This is a genomic window from Mycolicibacterium sphagni (genome assembly GCF_002250655.1).
GTDB classification, from domain to species: Bacteria; Actinomycetota; Actinomycetes; order Mycobacteriales; family Mycobacteriaceae; genus Mycobacterium; species Mycobacterium sphagni.
The window spans coordinates 81965-98499 of the sequence record NZ_NOZR01000003.1; the positions used below are offsets into that span (position 1 = coordinate 81965).

Below are 16535 nucleotides of genomic sequence, written 5' to 3' on the forward strand. Positions count from 1 at the left end.
CGTTGGGGCGCCAATCCGGTCACGCCGGAAGGCACCCGTTTGCTTTCTCAGCGAATCCTAAGCTCTGGCGGCGTTCGGAGGGAATGTTTGCGCGGGATGTTTGCGGATGACCGTCTCAGAAACCTCGCTTCGGAGGTTGGCCCACTACATGGTGCGCGGCACGTGGTCGACGACTGACGCGAGGATGCGGCGGTCGTAGACCTCAGTCGCGGTCGCGGGACATGATGGGCTGATGTCGGAAGTGAAGAAGCGCGAGACTGCTGCGCGAGCGCACCACGGTGGCAACCGGTGGGAGCTGTTCACGTGCGCGCGCCGAGGGCACGTTACCTATGCACCCGACGACATCGCGCTCGCCGACCGGTTGAGCGGAACGACCGGATTGGGCGAAGTCTGGCGATGCCTGCGCTGCGGTGAGTTCGTCCTCGGAGCTCCGCACGGCCGCGGCCCCGCAGACCACGCACCGCTGGTCCGTCGGGGTCGTGCTCTGCGACAGGCGATCATCGTGCGTGGGCTCGCCGTGGAACGGTGGTTCAGAGCGCTGTTGATCGCGCTCGCGGCGTGGGCGGTATGGAAGTTTCGCGGCGCACAGGGCTCGATCCAGGCAACCGTGGAGCGCGACTTGCCACTGCTTCGCGCCTCGGGGATCAAGGTCGATCAGATGACCGCGATCCACGAGCTGGAAAAGGCGTTGGCCACCAAGCCCAGCACGTTGATCCTCTTGTTCGTCCTGCTCGCGCTCTACGCGCTGCTGGAGATCGTCGAAGGTGTCGGATTGTGGTTGCTGGCCCGATGGGGCGAGTACTTCGCCGTGGTGGCGACGTCAATCTTCTTGCCGCTGGAGGTATATGACTTGGCCAGCAAGGGCATCACGCTCACCCGCGCGGGGGCATTCGTGATCAATGTGGCGGCCGTCGTGTATCTCCTTATTTCCAAGCGGCTCTTCGGCATCCGCGGCGGTCGCGAAGCCTACGACGAGGAACGGCGCGGTGAGCAACTTGTCGATGTCGAACGAGCCGCCCTCGCCGATTAGGCAACAGGGGCAGTTCCGGCCCCGGCTGTTGCGCCAATCGATCACCCCATGATTACACTGTGATCCGCAGCCACCGGAAGGACCTGATTGGCCATGGCGTGGGATTTCGAAACCGACCCGCAGTTCGCAGCACAGCTGACGTGGATGCGCGAATTCATCGACGGTGAAGTGATCCCGCTCGAGCCGATTCTCGGCGAACTTCCGGCCGACGAGTGGTCGGCGGTCAAACGGCACCTGCAGCAGCGGGTGAAGAACCAGGGCCTGTGGGGAATGTTTCTCGATCCCAGCCTCGGGGGTCCCGGCGCCGGCCAGCTCAAACTGGCCCTGATGTCGGAGATCATCGGACGCTGCATGATCTCGATGGAACTGTTCGGTGTGCAGGCCCCCGACAGCGGCAACATGGAACTGCTCGCCCACGGTGCCGACGAAGCGCAGAAGCAGCGCTGGCTGTTCCCGAACCTGCGCGGCGAGATCTCCAGCGCTTTCGCGCTGACCGAGCCCTTCTTGGCCGGTGCCGACCCCACTGTCATCGCGACAACCGCGGTGCTCGACGGTGACAGCTGGATTATCAACGGGCACAAGTGGTTTACCACGAACGCGTCGTGCGCCGACATCATTCTGGTGGTCGCCGAAACCGATCCGAACAAGCGGCCGCATCGGCACGCCTCGATCTTCGTGGTGCCGACCGATACGCCCGGCCTCGAGATCGTGCGTGAGATCCCCACGATGGCGCACGCCTATCCGGAGTATGGCCGCCGCGGCAACCACGCCGAGGTGATGTTCCGTGACTGCCGGGTGCCGGCCGATCATCTGATCGGGGATCGCGGTGCGGGATTCCTGCTTGCCCAACAGCGGCTCGGCGGCGGCCGAATCCATCACGCCATGCGATGGCTCGGGCAGGCGCAGCGTGCGCTGGACATCATGGGGGAGCGTGCGGTGTCGCGCCCGTCCCACGGCCGGCTGCTCGGCGAACACCAGATGGTGCAGGACTATATCGCTTTGTCACACACCGAGATTCAAGCCGCCCGGCTGTTGACTTTTCACACCGCATGGCAGATGGACCGCGTCGGAGCCGCCGCGGTGCGTGCCGAACTGGGCATGGTCAAGGCCCACGTGTCCAAGGTCGTGCTTGCGGTGCTCGACCGCACGATCCAGGTCTGCGGTGCGCTGGGCTACTCGGGCGACCTGCCCGTCGAGCAGTGGTACCGGATCACGCGATTCGGCTCGATCGGCGACGGGCCTGACGAGCTGCACAAGTCGGTGCTGGCCCGCCACGTTTTGAAGAAATACCAGCCGGTCAAGGGGTGGCCGACCGAACACCTGCCGTCGCGTCGCCCTGCCGCGCAACGCAAATGGCAACAGCTGCGACAGGAGGCGGGAATCGCGTGAGCGACGAAGGAACCCAGGTTGCCTTGGTGATGGACGCCCAAGGGGCGACCCCCGAACCCGACCGGCGAACGATCCCGACTCCGGGCGCGGGGCAGGTACTGGTGAAAGTCGCTGCGTCGAGTGTCAACTACCACGACATGGTAAACCTGGCGGGCCTGATCTGGGGTGAGTGGCCGCGGGTTCCGATGTCCGACGGCGCCGGCGAGGTTGTGGCGGTCGGGCCGGACGTCACCGATTTCTCGGTGGGGGACCGCGTGATGGGCGCGTTCCACCCTGATTGGCAGGACGGTCCGCCCACGCCGCAGGCCAAGGCCGAGTTGCCTGGGGACAGCGGGGATGGCTGGTTACAGCAGTACCGGGTCGCTCCGGTGACCGGACTGGTCGCCACACCCGTGCACCTCACCGACCTCGAAGCTGCCACCTTGCCGTGTGCCGGCGTCACGGCATGGAATGCCTTGCTGGAGGCCGAGATCGGGGCAGGCGACGTCATCGTCACCCAAGGCACGGGCGGGGTCTCGCTGTTCGCCGTGCAGTTCGCCCGCGCACTCGGCGCGGACGTCATCTTGACCTCGTCATCGGATGAGAAGCTCAAGATCGGATCACGGCTTGGCGCAACGCATCTGATCAACTACCGCAGCACGCCGGACTGGGAGAACGAGGTCAAGCGGATCACCGACGGCCGCGGTGCCGATCTGGTGGTCGACCTCGGCGGTCCCGAAACGCTCGCGCAATCCGTGCGTGCCACCCGCATGGGCGGCACCGTTGCGGTGATCGGCGTGCTCACCGGGTTCGACCACGCGCCGGTGCCGGTCGCGGACGTGATGCTCAACAACATTCGTATCATCGGGATCACCGTCGGCAGTGTGCTCAGCTTTGTAGAACTGTGTGAGCTGATCACCACGGCGCAGATCAGGCCGCACATCAGCCACGTCTTCGACTGGACCGATCTCACCGAGGCGGTCCGCGTGTTGCAGGCCGGCGAGCACGTCGGGAAGATCGCCCTGAGGATCACATGATCGGCTCGACGTGACCGCCGAATTCGATTTGCGCCCTGAACAAATCGTGGCCGCCGCTGTGGACATTCTGCGCCAGAACGGCCTCGATGCCGTGAGCATGCGCAGCGTGGCCAGCCGCCTGGGTGTGACGCCGCCGCCGGTTTATGCGCGTATCGGCAACAAGGACGCACTCCTAGATGCGGTCGCCGACCATTTCCTGGCCGACCTTGCGCCTGCGCTGCAGCGCGGCGAACTATGGCCGGACTATGCGCGGCGATGGACTGGGCAACTGCGCCAACGGCTTACTGAAGCTGCCGACAGCAGGCTCTTTCTCCAGGTGAAGCGCCCGGCGTATCTGGAGGCGTCACGGCCGTTGCTCAAATGCATGCGGCGCGATGGCATGGACCGCGACCGTGCGGTGCGTGCCTGCCGGCTGCTGACCTGGGCAACGGTGGGTTTCGTCGCGATGGACCATCCGCCTGTGGAAGCTCCTCGACGCCGGAATCGCCTGGCCGGTAGTGATCCGGCCGGGGTGACGGCCGACGAGGTCGACGAATTATTCTGCGCGCACATCGATTATCTGATCGACGGCATCCGCCGCGACAGCTGACGGTTATCCTGCGACGCCGCCGTCGATCGTCATCAACGATCCCGTGGTGTAGCTCGACGCATCGGACAGCAGGTAGACCACTGCGCCGACGATCTCGTCCGGGCGGCCGACTCGGCCCAGCGCAATCGGTTTCACGACCTCGGGCAGCGTGTCCGGGTTGCGCACGAATCCTGAGGCTGCATCGGTGTCGAATGTTCCGCAGATGATGCAGTTGACGCGCACGCCGACGCCGGCGTATTCCAGGGCGGTAGCTGTGGTCAAGGCGTTGAGGCCAGCCTTGGCGGCGCCGTAGATCGGGGCGACCGGGGTCTGCTTGACCGAGGCCAGTGAGCTGATGTTGATGATCGAGCCGCCACCTGTTTGCGACATGGCGGCCGCGGCCAGCGCGGTCAGCCGTGTCGGGCCTTTGAGGTTGACCCCGATCACCTTGTCGAACAACGTCTCCGACGTCTCCAGCAGCGAGGGGGCCAGTGGGCTCATGCCCGCGTTGTTCACCAGGCCATCCAGCCTGCCCCAGCGTGATGCGGCGGCGTCGACGACGGCGTCGAGCGACTCCCACTCGCCCACATGGCATTGCAGTGGGTAGGCCTGCCCGCCGGAGTCGGCGATCTGGGCGGCGAGCTCCACGCAGGATTCCAGCTTGCGGCTGGCGATGACCACTCGCGCCCCGCGGGTGGCCAGACCGAGGCTCATCGCCGCGCCCAGGCCGCGGCTGCCGCCGGTGATCAGCACCATCCGGTCGGAGACATCAAAGAGCGGGTCGGTCATTGAGCAAACCTCCGAGCGCGGATGAGCAGGTCGTCGACGATGGCGCCGAAAACCTCGTGGACCGGGTTGCGGGATTGGCCGCGAACATGTTTGGCGTAGGAGCCCTCCAGCACGATCGCAAGTTTCCACGCGCTGAAGACCTGGTACCAGTCGAAGGCGGACAGGTCGCGCCCGGTCGCGGCGGCGTACCGGTCGACCAGCTGTGACGGCGTTTGGCAGTGGTCGGTATCGATGCCGTTCGGGGTGCCGGGGGCCGCGAGCGCGATGGGGTTGCCCTGCTCGGGCCAGAAGATCATCGCCCACGCGAGATCGACGAGTGGGTCTCCCACCGTGGTCATTTCGAAGTCCACGACGCAGGCGATCCGCGGCGGGGCGGTGGGTGCCCACATGACGTTGTCCAGTTTGTAGTCGCCGTGCATGACGGTCAGGTCGCCGCGCTGCGGCAGGTGCGCGCGCAACCACGACGCAAGCTCGTCGATGCCGGGTAGGTCCCGGACCCGGTAACTGTCGAGCTGGCCCAGCCAGCGGTTTACCTGCCGGTCGAGGAATCCGTGCGGGCGGGACATCTCTGCGAGTTCGGTCGAGGCCCAGTCCACGGCGTGTAATTGCACCAGGGTGTCGATGAGTTGTTCACCGATGCCGTCGTTAGATCCGGGATCGTTGCGCAGTGCCTCGGGCAGTCCGTCGCGGCGGATGACGTCGCCTTCGACGAAGGACATGACGAAGAACGGTGCGCCGAGGATGCTGGGGTCTTCGGTGCGTGCCAGTATCTGGGGAACCGAAATCCCTTGTGATCCGAGGATTTCCATGATCCGCGCTTCTCGGATCACCTGGTGGGCGGTGTCGGAGACAGTGGCCGCGGGAGCGCGTCGCACCACCCATGATCGGCCGAGCCGGTCGACACGGAACATCTCGCAGCTGCCGCCGCCGCGGATCGCCGTCACTGTGATGTCGGAACGCTCGCCGGTGACCTCGCCCAGCCACTGGGTGAAGCGGGGGACGTCAAAGTCGGTCACCACTCAAGCGTTGTACACCTTGGGAACTGGTGGTGTCACCACGCCAGTCTCACATCAGTGTTGCGGTACCTCGATATCGGAGAACAGTACGCGCACACCGCCGGTGGACAGCCGCGCCATGGCTTCGAAGAATGCGCCGGCTTCCGGCGTGGTGACGGCTGCGCTGGCAGCGTCGTAGTCGGGGTAGTACAAGTCGATCGAGCGGTACGCGGGCGTGGGGCTGCCGTCTTCCTTCGGCCACACCTTCGACGCCTCGAATCGGATGTATCCCGGAATCCGGCGGGCCGCCTCGAGCTGCTCGGCGCCGTACGCGGCCTCGAAGGCCTCGGGGTCGGTGGGGTTGTCGTAGATGACGGTGATCTTGGTTTCGGACATCGACTCAGCTCCTCGCGCGCGGGCAATCCAGGTAAGTCAGACGTTAGCCGCTCTCGCAGTGGGCCGTGGGGCTGGCGGAGAACCAGCGCGGGCAGGCCCGGGTCAGCACGGATTGTTCGGAATAGCCGAGTAGCCGGGTGAAGTGATCGAGGCTGATGTCGGTGTCGCGCGGGTAGCGTTGCGTGGTTTGGCGGCGGAGGTCGCCGATGAGCACGGCGAAGCTGGTGTTTTGGGTGGCGAGACGACGCTGGCCTACTGGCAGACCTACGACATCACCGCGCTGGCCGCCTTCGACGAAGTCGAGGGCATTCACCTGGCTGATCCGCACCGGCCAGTACATGGGTCCGGTCAACGGGTTCTACAGTATGGTCGGCGGCGGCACGGCCGGCTCCAATCCGTTCAATCTCATGGAGCTCATCCGGCGCGCCCCACGGCTCCAGCTTCACCTACCAGTCGGTGTTCCGTTTGGTGCGGCCGATCTCGACCCTCTGCATCGCCCTGGGGCAACATGTGCGGGCCATGTCCCGTGGGGTGGTGTATGAGCGTTCGCGTGAGGCGCTGTGGTTGTTCGCTATGCCGTGAGAGCCGCTGTGGGGGCAATGGTCAATGCGGCACAGGGAAATCGGCGAACGCGGTGATATCAGTGCCTTTCTGACGGCCTTTCTGACGTCTGATTCATTGCGGGCCACTGACCGGTCAGCGGGTTGGTGGAATCATCCTCATCAGGAGTGCGTCGAGCAGGGTTTCGATGGGGGGCCACGGGAAGCTGGGCTTGTTGATGCGAAGTGACACGAGGCCGTGCAGTCCGGCCCAGATCAGCGTCCCCAATTCATCAACGTCGTCGGAGCTGCAGTCGGAGATCAGGGCCAACAAGCCGCGGCGGAGCTCGTAGCCCGGAAGGTCGGTCAAAGGGGCCTCTACCTGTTCAGCAGACCAGCTTTCGAAGAGCACCCGATAGTGACCGGGATGAGTGAGTCCGAAGCGGCAATACGTCAGGCACCACGCGCGGAGCCGGTCGTACGGTCGATCGAATTGTGCTGCGGCCCGGGTGGTCTCGGCGGTCAAGACGCCGAACAGGTGCTCGAGGACGCTCCACACCAATGCGCGCCGGTCTGCGAAATGTGGGTAGAGGGCTGTCGCGCTGACGCCGGCCGAGCGGGCCACCGCACGCAAGCTCAGCACCTCCACCGGCTGCTCCTTGAGCAGGTCCTCGGCGGCGGCGATGACATCGCCGCGGAGCCGGTCGCCGTGACCGCGAGGGTTTCGCGTCCGCGTCTGCTGCCTCGCCGCATCGGCCATGATTTCCTCCTTGACACCGATGAGTTTACACATGCAAACTTACGGCTGTAAGTTAACAGGTGACAACATAGGAGCGCGAATGGCCACCACCACCCTCACCCGCGTCGCACACGCGAGTGTCCTGCTCGACTTTGACGGGCACACCATCCTCACGGACCCCTGGTTGAGCGAGAAACCAGGCTATTACCAGGGTGAACGGCGTGCGTTCGAGTCCGCTGCCGACTTGCCTGAGCTAGCCGGCGTCGTCGTCAGCCACGGCCATTACGACCACTTCGACATGGATGCCTTCGCTGCGTACCCGGACAAATCAGTTCCCATGGTGCTCAAGAGGGGTTTGGCTGCCCAAGCCCGAGCTCACGGCTTCACCAACATCACCGAGCTGGACGCATGGGAGAGCACCACGGTCGGACCCGTGCGCATTACCGCTGGGCCGGCCAAGCACAAGGTCCCCGAGGTCACCTATGTCCTGGAAGGTGCGGGCAGCCGGGTCTTCTTCGGCGGAGACACCATGCGCATCGCCGAACTCGACGACATCGCCCACCGATTCGGTGACATCGACTTAGCCCTGCTGCCGATCAATGGCCTGACCATCCGACCCTTGCTCAACAAGCAGGTGGTGATGAACGCGGTGGAGGCCGCGGATCTGACCCGGGCGCTGCGCCCACGAATGGCCGTCCCGATCCACTACTCTTTCACCGGCGGTCCGCTGCGCGACAAGCTGCTGCTGAAAACCGATGGGCGTCCCGAAGTGTTCGTCGACGCCGCCGCCGAGGCCGCACCCGACACCGACGTCCGGGTGCTCGAACCCGGCGAACTACTGGCCCTGTAAACGGGCCACTCATGACCGACATCCTCAATGCCGGCGACGGTGACATCATTGAGCTCCCCGGGGCACACCTGCTGATGAAAGTTGCCGCGACCGACACCAACGGGCGCTACGCGCTGCTTGAGTGCCGGAACGACCCCGGATGGGAAAGCGAACTCAACCGACACGCCCGCGACAGCAAAACCATTTACGTGCTCGCCGGGACCTATACGGTGTATCTCGACGGTCGTTGGGGCACAGCATATCCCGGTGACACACTGCTGATCCAGGCAGGGAGCGTGCACGGTTTCAGAGCCGGACCCGACGGCGGGGTCGCCCTGGTCATCTACCCCGGCAACGCCGCGAATTGGTTCACGTCCCCCGCTCAGAGTCCGCGACACCAATCCTTCAACAACCCCTACCCGAACCCCTACCCGCTACCCGACGTCGAATCCCTCGGACCGCTACCGCAGCGAACAACATGCACACCGCACGACGGCTAAAGGGCACCAAGGCCAGTCCCGTGGAGTGGTGCAAGAGTGTTCGCGTGAGCCTCTGTGGTTGTCCACTATGCCGTGAGAGCCGCTGCGGGGGCAATGGTTTCGGCGCTATGGGTGTTGACGGTTCCTCTCGGTAGTGATCCTTGGTCGTTTCACCACAGAGACTCACGAGATGGCCCCTCTACATCGGCACGACACGCCGCCGCTACTTACACCACCCCGCGGGATGTTCCCCATGTGCGCGCTGGCTTGGCTGCCGCCCAATCGCGAAGTGGGACAACGAGGTGTCCTCACCTACGAGACCGACGGACACATCCGCACGGCGGGTGGACCACCTCCGGACCCAGATACGTTCTCTAGGGTTAGGTCTGGCGCCGAAGTCTCTGTCGCACAACTAAATTCCTGTCGGTGCCTAGGTATAGCGTCAGCGCATGCCGACCAAATGTGTCGGGTGCGGGATCGAAATCAACAGCCGTCAGGCGAGGGTCTTCTGCTCGAACGCATGCCAACAGGTGCACCGGCGCAGCTTGCTGCTGAAAGCCTGGCTCGAAACTGGAATGTGTGGCCGCACGTCTTACCAAGGTCACTTCGTTCGGGATTACCTGCACGCGGAGCAGGGCGGGTGCTGTGCGATCTGCGGAATCGAGAGCAAGTGGAATGGCTGCCGACATACAAAGCCAAGAATCGCGGAATTGGGCGCTACTACCGACGGCAGCGGTACGCCGACGGGAAGTCATTCTGATCATTGTTTGCTGGATTGTCGGGCCGTGGCGGGCCAAGCGGTCTAATGGATGTTGATGCAGCGCCAGATAGTGCCGTTAAGCTGCAGATATACTGCAGCATGCGAGCCCCCTATCGGGATTGAACCGATGACCTACATATTACAAGTATGTTGCTCTACCACTGAGCTAAGGAGGCGCGGCAGGCCCAAAAAGGGCTGAACCGTCTTACAGACTAGCGAAGTCACTGCTCGTCGTCGTCGATGACCAACCGGTCGCTGCGTACTCGTTCGGAGCTGATCGTGCGCGGCGGCGTATACCCGCGCCGACGGCCCGGCAGCGGGATCCGGTCGGCGATGTTGCTCAACGGGTTGACCACCAGGCTCAGCGTGGTCACCGCCTCGCGCAAGGTCTCGATCGTCGGCGCCAGCGCCTCAAGCCCCGGCGCCAAGCGGTTGAGGGTGTCGGCGACGTCGGCCAGTTGCTCCAAGGGCCCGTTACGTGCCGTCAGCTTGTCGACCAGACCACCGTCGGCCAGCAGCCGGTCAGCCAGCCCGTCCTCACCCAGGATCCGCTCGATCAGGCCTTCCTCGTCGAGCAGCTGGTCGACCAGGCCGCCCGGCGCCAGTGAGCGCTCCAGTCCGCCGCCCTCGGCCGTGAGCCGGTCCAGCACGCCATCGGGCGCCGTGACCCGATCGATCAGGCCGCCCGGCCGCATCAGCCGGTCCAATGGACCGTCCGGAGCCAGCGCCCGGCCCAGCGGTGCGTCGTCGTCGAGCAACTGTGCGAGCTTGTTCGCCCGCGCGATGGTGTCCTCCAGGCCGAACATCTGCGCCACCGAACTCGGCGACCCAGGCACCCCGGACTCGCCCAATGTCCGTTTGGTGAGGTCAATGCCCAATTTGGCGACATCGAGCCCGGCCTCCGCCGCGGCCAGCCCCACCCGTACCGGTGTGGTCGCGATCCCTACCAGGGTCTTCGCCAGGTCCATGTCATGAGTGTAGGAGGGGGCAAAGTTTGGAACCGGAGGTATCGGATAACCCACCAAGAGACCAACTCACAGCAAGTCCACAGGGGGTATACAGCCCTATTTCACCAGGGTAAGAGGAAATTGTCAGCATGGCCGCACCAGCAACACCCGAAGTCAAGCCCGAGGCGCGCGTTCTTGTTGTGGACGACGAGACCAATATCGTCGAACTGCTGTCGGTAAGTCTGAAATTCCAGGGTTTCGAGGTCCACACCGCTTCCAGCGGGCCCGCCGCCCTCGACCGGGCTCGTGAGGTGCGTCCCGACGCCGTGATCCTCGACGTGATGATGCCGGGCATGGATGGTTTCGGTGTGCTGCGCCGGCTGCGCGCCGACGGCATCGACGCCCCCGCGCTGTTCCTGACCGCCCGCGACAGCCTCCAGGACAAGATCGCCGGACTCACCCTCGGTGGCGACGACTACGTCACCAAGCCGTTCAGCCTCGAAGAGGTTGTCGCCCGGCTGCGCGTCATCCTGCGCCGCGCCGGCAAGGGCGTCGAGGAGCCGCGGAACTCGCGGCTCGTCTTCGCCGACATTGAGCTCGACGAGGACACCCACGAGGTGTGGAAGGCCGGCGAGCCCGTCTCGCTGTCACCGACCGAATTCACCCTGCTGCGCTACTTCGTCATCAACGCCGGCACCGTGCTGAGCAAGCCGAAGATCCTCGACCACGTCTGGCGCTACGACTTCGGCGGCGACGTGAACGTCGTCGAGTCATACGTCTCCTACCTCCGCCGCAAGATCGACACCGGAGAAAAGCGCCTCCTGCACACCCTGCGCGGGGTCGGATACGTGCTACGGGAGCCGCGGTAATCCGGCGCGGCGCGCCGTTCGGCGCGAACAATAGAGAAATGCCCAGTCCGTACCACCGAGCGCTGCCGCTAAGAGTCGGCCTGGTTGCCGCGATGTTGCTGCTCGTCGGTTGTGGCCTGCTGGCCTCCGGGATCGCGGTCACCTCGACCCTGCAGCACGATCTCATCGACCGCGCCGATCAGACCCTGCTGGACGCTTCCCGGGGCTGGGCGCAGGCCCCGCGCCGCATGCCCCCGCCCGACGAAGGTCCCAACCCGGCCCGCCCGCCGTCGAACTTCTACGTGCGCGGGGTCGACGCCGACGGTCACATCTGGATGGCCGTCAACGACCGCGATGCCGAACCGGCACTTCCCGAGGACAACGACGTGGGATCCGCGCCGGTGACCGTCGGCTCACTCGACCACTCGGCGGTCCAGTGGCGCGCGGTGTCGGTACGCGGGCCCAGCGGCGAACTGACCACCGTGGCCATTGACCTATCCGACATCCAGTCCACCGTCCGCAGCCTGGCCTGGTCACAGGTCGCGATCGGCACCGCGGTCTTGGTGATCCTCGGTGTCGCCGGCTACTGGGTGGTCCACCGCAGCCTCCGGCCCCTCGTGGAAGTCGAGAAAACCGCCGCGGCGATCGCCGCCGGACAGCTCGATCGCCGTGTGCCGGAACGTGATCCACGCACCGAAGTCGGCCGGCTCTCCCTCGCGCTCAACGGCATGCTCGCCCAGATCCAGACTGCGATGGCGTCGTCGGGCGAATCCGCCGAACAAGCGCGCACGTCGGAGGAACGCATGCGCCGGTTCATCACCGACGCCAGCCACGAGCTGCGCACCCCGCTGACCACCATCCGTGGATTCGCCGAGCTCTACCGGCAGGGCGCCGCCCGCGACGTCGAGATGCTGATGTCCCGCATCGAAAGCGAGTCGCGGCGAATGGGCCTGCTGGTGGACGACCTGCTGCTGCTGGCTCGCCTCGACGCCCAGCGCCCGCTGGAACGACGCCGGGTCGACCTGCTGGCACTGGCCACCGACTCCGTGCATGACGCCCAGTCGATCGCCCCTAAACGCACCATCACCATGGAGGTCTTCGACGGGCCCGGCACCCCCGAGGTCCTCGGCGACGAGGCCCGGTTGCGTCAGGTGCTGGGCAATCTGGTGGCCAACGCTCTGCAGCACACCCCGGAGACCGCGCGGATCACTGTCCGGGTAGGTACCTCCTCCGACGACGCGGTGCTCGAGGTCGTCGATGAAGGCCCGGGCATGACGCGCGAGGACGCGCAACGGGTGTTCGAGCGGTTCTACCGGACCGACTCCTCCCGCGCCCGCACCAGTGGCGGCACCGGGCTGGGCCTGTCGATCGTGGACTCGCTGGTATACGCCCACGGCGGGCGGGTCACCGTGCGGACCGCGCCAGGGCAGGGCTGCTGTTTCTCGGTCAGCCTGCCGCGGATCGCGGACGTGCCGGCCCCGGTCCCGTCTAACTGAGTTCGGCCAGCGCGGCCTTGATCTTGACCTGTGCCTGGTCCAGCGACTCCGGCGACGGGTTGCGGTTGACGTTGGCGAACCCGAAGTCGGCCAGATTTCGCGCCGGGAACACGTGCACGTGCAGGTGCGGAACTTCCAGCCCGGCGATGATCAACCCGGACCGCTCGGCGCCGAACGCAGCGCATACCGCCTTGCCGATCCGCTGTGACACCGCCATCACCTTGTTGAACAGGGCCGGGTCGACGTCCTGCCAGTTGTCGACCTCGTCGCGGGGCACCACCAGAGTGTGCCCCGGGGTCATCGGCTCGATGGTCAAGAACGCGACGACCTCGTCGTCCTCGTAGACGAATCGCCCCGGCAGTTCGCGGTTGATGATCTTGGTGAAGACGGAGGCCATGGCGCCAAGCATATGAGGAGCGCACCGCGGCAGGTTATGGAGCTGGCTCACAGCAACTTGTCAGATCCGGCCCAGTGCTACGGCAGCTTGAACCCTCACCATCATGGACATGACCGACACCCTGCCGGCCGAACAGCGCACTGCTGAGATCAGCCCGAGGGGTCGCTACATTCTCGACATCGTCATCCCCGTCTACAACGAGGAGAACGACCTGCCGGCCTGCGTTCGCCGGCTGCACCAGTTCCTGCGCGACGAAGTTCCTTACCGTGCGCGAATCCTGGTGGCCGACAACGCAAGTACCGACAACACGCTTGCGGTGGCGCGTCAGCTCAGCGAGGACCTGCCCGACGTCGAGGTGCTCCACCTCGACGCCAAGGGCCGCGGCGGGGCACTCGCCGCCGCATGGGGGTCCTCGCCGGCCGACGTGGTGGCCTACATGGACGTCGACCTGTCGACAGACCTGTCCGCGCTGATGCCGCTGGTGGCCCCGCTGGTGTCCGGGCACTCGGACATCGCCATCGGGTCGCGGCTGGCCGCGTCCTCACGGGTGGTGCGGGGTGTCAAACGCGAAGTGGTGTCCCGTGGCTACAACCTGCTGCTGCGCGGATTCCTCGGCGCCCGGTTCTCCGATGCGCAGTGCGGCTTCAAGGCTCTGCGTTCCGATGTTGCCCGTCAACTGCTGCCGCTGGTCGCCGACACCGGCTGGTTCTTCGACACCGAACTGCTGGTGCTGGCCGAGCGGGCCAACCTGCGCATCCACGAAGTGCCGGTCGACTGGATCGACGACCCCGACTCCCGCGTCGACATCGTGGCCACCGCGATCGAGGATCTCAAAGGCTGCTGGCGGGTGGGCCGCGCACTGGCCACCGGCGCGTTGCCGCTGCGCGATCTGCAGGCCGCGCTTGGCCGCGAACCGCTGGTGCCTGGGGTGCCCCGCGGCATGGTCGGCCAAATGGTCCGCTTCGGTCTGATCGGCATCGCCAGCACCATCGCCTTTGCGCTTCTGTATCTTTCGCTGCATCCCGCCCTAGGTGCGCAGGCCGCCAATCTCACCGCGCTGCTGCTGACCGCGCTGGCCAACACCGCGGCCAACCGGGCGTTCACCTTCGGCATCCACGGCCGCGCCGGCGCCGCGCGCCATCACGTACACGGCCTGCTGATCTTCGGATTCGGACTCGCGATCACCAGCGGCTCGCTCTATCTGCTCCATCGCTTCGACCCGACAGTCGGCAAAGGTGTCGAACTTTCGGTTCTCGTCGTCGCGAATCTCATCGCCACCCTGGTGCGCTTCGTCGCGCTGCGCCGGGTGTTCGGCGCCTCGACACGCTAGATGCCATGACGGCTACCGCCGAGCCGGCGACAACCGGCACAGCTGCGGCCATTCCACGGCGGGGGCAGCTCACCCCGCACCGGTGGGCGCTGCTGGTGCTGTTGGCCGCGACGGCCGTGCTCTACCTGTGGGATCTGGACCGCTCGGGCTGGGCCAACGCGTTCTACTCCGCGGCTGCGCAGTCCGGCGCGGCGTCGTGGAAGGCTTTCCTGTTCGGATCCTCCGACGCCGCGAACTCGATCACCGTCGACAAACCGCCGCTGGCGCTGTGGCTTCCGGCCCTCGGGGTACGCATCTTCGGGCTCAACTCGTGGAGCATCCTGGTGCCCCAGGCTCTCATCGGGGTTGGCGCCGTAGCCCTGCTGTGGGACACCGTGCGCCGCCCCTTCGGCGAGACCGCCGGGTTGATCGCCGGCACGGTCCTGGCGCTAACCCCGGTGGCCGTCACGATCTTCCGCTACAACAATCCCGACGCGCTGCTGGTGCTCCTGATGATCGCCGCGGTGTGGGCGCTGCAGCGGGCCGTCACCGACGGGCGGGTGCGGTGGCTGCTGCTGTGCGGGGTCTTTCTGGGCCTGGGATATCTGACCAAACAGCTCGAGGTGGCGTTGGTGATCCCGGCGCTGGCCATCACCTATCTGCTGGCCGGGCCACGATCATTGCTCGGCCGGGCCGGCCAGCTTCTCGCCGGCCTCGGCGCCGCGGTGGTCGCCGCCGGCTGGTGGGTGCTGCTGGTGCAGCTGTGGCCGGCCGGGAAGCGCCCGTGGATCGGTGGCACCCAGACCAATTCGATTCTCGAGCTGACCTTGCGCTACAACGGCTTCGGCCGGCTCAACGGTGACGAGCCGGGCAGCACCGGCTCACCGGGCTTCGTCTCGCCTGTCCACCTGGGTGGCCGGACCTCGGCGCACCCTTGGGGCGAGCCCGGAATCGGCCGGTTGTTCGAGCCGGAGCAGATCGGCGGCATCGGCTGGCTGCTGCCCGCCGCGCTGGTCTTCGGGATCGCGCTGCTGGTGTGGCAGGCCCGCGCCCCGCGGCGTGACCCGCAGCGCGCGGCCGTGGTGCTGTGGATGGTGTGGCTGGTGACCACCGCGCTGGTATTCAGCTACATGGCCGGTATCTTCCACGCGTACTACACGGCGGCGCTGGCCCCTTCGATCGCGGCGGTGATCGGTATTGGCGCCACGACATGCTGGCGCGAACGTGAAAAGACCTGGGCCAAAGCCGTATTGGCGGTAGCTCTGGTACTGACCGCGACGACATCGGTGCTGGTGCTTCGGCACGTGCCCGACTACCACCCGTGGTTGCGCTGGGCCGTCCCGCTGGGCGCGATCGTCCTATTGGGCTGGCTGGTACAGACGGTGAGGGGAACCGACCGCATCCCGACGCCCTTGATCATCGCGGTCGCGGCACTGGTGGCCCTCAGCGGCCCGGCGGCCTACAGCGTCACGACGGTGATGCGAGGCAACGTCGGCGCAATGCCGATTGCCGGGCCCGTTCCCCGGGTCGTGACCGCGATGACCAAGGGCGTCGGGCCGGTCCAGCGTGCCCAGATCAAAGTCGCCAGCGGCCCCGGATTCCTGCTGCCCGCAGGGTCTCCCGGTGGCGGCATGCATCTGGCCGGGTGCTCGCTACTTGACTCGGGAGTACCCGACCAGCAGCTGGTCGACCTACTCGACGCCAATGCCGATCGATACACCTGGGTGGCCGCCACGATCGGATCGGTTTGTGCGGCCGGCTACCAACTGGCCTCCGGGCATCCGGTGATGCCGGTCGGTGGCTTCAACGGCACCGACCCGTCGCCGGCACCCGACGAATTCCTGCGCCTCGCGCTGTCCAAGCGGATCCACTATTTCATCGTCACCAACCCTGTCCACGAGGATAAGTGGGGGCACCTGGACACCAATGCGCTGATCCAGCAATGGGTTCAGCGCAACTTCACCCCGACCATCGTCGGCAGGGTGATGGTCTACGACCTGACGACCTAG

General features: G+C 65.9%; 17 protein-coding genes and 1 tRNA gene. 10 read left to right on the top strand and 8 right to left on the bottom strand.

The window, feature by feature from the left end:
- Positions 1–232 precede the first annotated feature (232 nt).
- The 4 genes from CG716_RS04280 to CG716_RS04295 all read left to right on the top strand — a co-directional run bounded on the left by CG716_RS04280 (position 233) and on the right by CG716_RS04295 (position 4024).
- The gene (locus CG716_RS04280; protein ID WP_094476811.1) at positions 233–1030 is read left to right on the top strand and encodes a DUF2127 domain-containing protein; all 798 of its coding nucleotides are present in this window, start codon (positions 233–235) and stop codon (positions 1028–1030) included.
- Positions 1031–1123: 93 nt separating this feature from the next.
- Positions 1124–2419, top strand: coding sequence for an acyl-CoA dehydrogenase family protein (locus CG716_RS04285; protein WP_094476813.1), 1296 nt, complete (start codon positions 1124–1126; stop codon positions 2417–2419).
- Positions 2416–3435: a zinc-dependent alcohol dehydrogenase family protein gene (locus CG716_RS04290; protein ID WP_165774018.1), complete on the top strand. Its 1020-nt coding sequence runs from the start codon at positions 2416–2418 to the stop codon at positions 3433–3435. Before CG716_RS04285 ends, CG716_RS04290 begins: the two co-directional genes overlap by 4 nt.
- Before the next feature lie 10 nt (positions 3436–3445).
- A complete protein-coding gene (locus tag CG716_RS04295; protein WP_094476817.1) occupies positions 3446–4024 on the top strand; it encodes a TetR/AcrR family transcriptional regulator in 579 nt (192 codons plus the stop codon).
- A 3-nt stretch (positions 4025–4027) separates the two neighbouring features.
- On the opposite strand, the gene CG716_RS04300 is transcribed toward CG716_RS04295, so the two are convergent.
- The 5 genes from CG716_RS04300 to CG716_RS04320 all read right to left on the bottom strand — a co-directional run bounded on the left by CG716_RS04300 (position 4028) and on the right by CG716_RS04320 (position 7482).
- Positions 4028–4792, bottom strand: a complete 765-nt coding sequence (locus CG716_RS04300; RefSeq protein ID WP_094476819.1) for an SDR family NAD(P)-dependent oxidoreductase — start codon at positions 4790–4792, stop codon at positions 4028–4030.
- The gene (locus CG716_RS04305; protein ID WP_133066864.1) at positions 4789–5808 is read right to left on the bottom strand and encodes a phosphotransferase family protein; all 1020 of its coding nucleotides are present in this window, start codon (positions 5806–5808) and stop codon (positions 4789–4791) included. The genes CG716_RS04300 and CG716_RS04305 overlap by 4 nt, the downstream gene beginning before the upstream one ends.
- A 54-nt stretch (positions 5809–5862) precedes the next feature.
- Complete coding sequence (locus CG716_RS04310) at positions 5863–6183, bottom strand: EthD family reductase (protein WP_094476823.1); 321 nt, start codon at positions 6181–6183, stop codon at positions 5863–5865.
- 43 nt (positions 6184–6226) lie between these two features.
- A complete protein-coding gene (locus tag CG716_RS04315; RefSeq protein ID WP_133066865.1) occupies positions 6227–6535 on the bottom strand; it encodes a helix-turn-helix transcriptional regulator in 309 nt (102 codons plus the stop codon).
- 344 nt (positions 6536–6879) lie between these two features.
- Positions 6880–7482 (bottom strand): TetR/AcrR family transcriptional regulator, encoded by a 603-nt coding sequence (locus tag CG716_RS04320; protein ID WP_165774019.1) that lies wholly within the window; start codon positions 7480–7482, stop codon positions 6880–6882.
- Positions 7483–7561: 79 nt separating this feature from the next.
- On the opposite strand from CG716_RS04320, the gene CG716_RS04325 reads away from it, so the two are divergent.
- Both CG716_RS04325 and CG716_RS04330 read left to right on the top strand, forming a co-directional pair.
- Positions 7562–8311: an MBL fold metallo-hydrolase gene (locus tag CG716_RS04325; protein ID WP_094476829.1), complete on the top strand. Its 750-nt coding sequence runs from the start codon at positions 7562–7564 to the stop codon at positions 8309–8311.
- Positions 8312–8322: 11 nt separating this feature from the next.
- Positions 8323–8790, top strand: coding sequence for a cupin domain-containing protein (locus tag CG716_RS04330; RefSeq protein ID WP_094476831.1), 468 nt, complete (start codon positions 8323–8325; stop codon positions 8788–8790).
- An 843-nt stretch (positions 8791–9633) separates the two neighbouring features.
- Here CG716_RS04330 and CG716_RS04340 read toward each other — a convergent pair.
- A tRNA-Thr gene (locus CG716_RS04340) sits at positions 9634–9705 on the bottom strand.
- A 45-nt stretch (positions 9706–9750) separates the two neighbouring features.
- On the bottom strand, positions 9751–10497 hold the full coding sequence (locus CG716_RS04345; protein ID WP_094476833.1) for a hypothetical protein: 747 nt from the start codon (positions 10495–10497) through the stop codon (positions 9751–9753).
- A 128-nt stretch (positions 10498–10625) separates the two neighbouring features.
- Here CG716_RS04345 and phoP point away from each other — a divergent pair, with 128 nt between their 5' ends.
- Entirely contained in the window at positions 10626–11345 is a 720-nt protein-coding gene (gene phoP, locus CG716_RS04350; protein ID WP_094476835.1) for a two-component system response regulator PhoP, read from the top strand.
- 38 nt (positions 11346–11383) lie between these two features.
- Positions 11384–12820 (top strand): sensor histidine kinase, encoded by a 1437-nt coding sequence (locus CG716_RS04355; protein ID WP_094476837.1) that lies wholly within the window; start codon positions 11384–11386, stop codon positions 12818–12820.
- Here CG716_RS04355 and CG716_RS04360 read toward each other — a convergent pair.
- Complete coding sequence (locus tag CG716_RS04360; RefSeq protein ID WP_165774020.1) at positions 12813–13217, bottom strand: HIT family protein; 405 nt, start codon at positions 13215–13217, stop codon at positions 12813–12815. The genes CG716_RS04355 and CG716_RS04360 overlap by 8 nt on opposite strands.
- A gap of 109 nt (positions 13218–13326) precedes the next feature.
- Here CG716_RS04360 and CG716_RS04365 point away from each other — a divergent pair, with 109 nt between their 5' ends.
- Together CG716_RS04365 and CG716_RS04370 are read left to right on the top strand one after the other, a co-directional pair.
- The gene (locus tag CG716_RS04365) at positions 13327–14547 is read left to right on the top strand and encodes a bifunctional glycosyltransferase family 2/GtrA family protein (protein ID WP_094477337.1); all 1221 of its coding nucleotides are present in this window, start codon (positions 13327–13329) and stop codon (positions 14545–14547) included.
- Positions 14548–14552: 5 nt separating this feature from the next.
- The gene (locus CG716_RS04370; protein WP_094476841.1) at positions 14553–16535 is read left to right on the top strand and encodes a glycosyltransferase family 39 protein; all 1983 of its coding nucleotides are present in this window, start codon (positions 14553–14555) and stop codon (positions 16533–16535) included.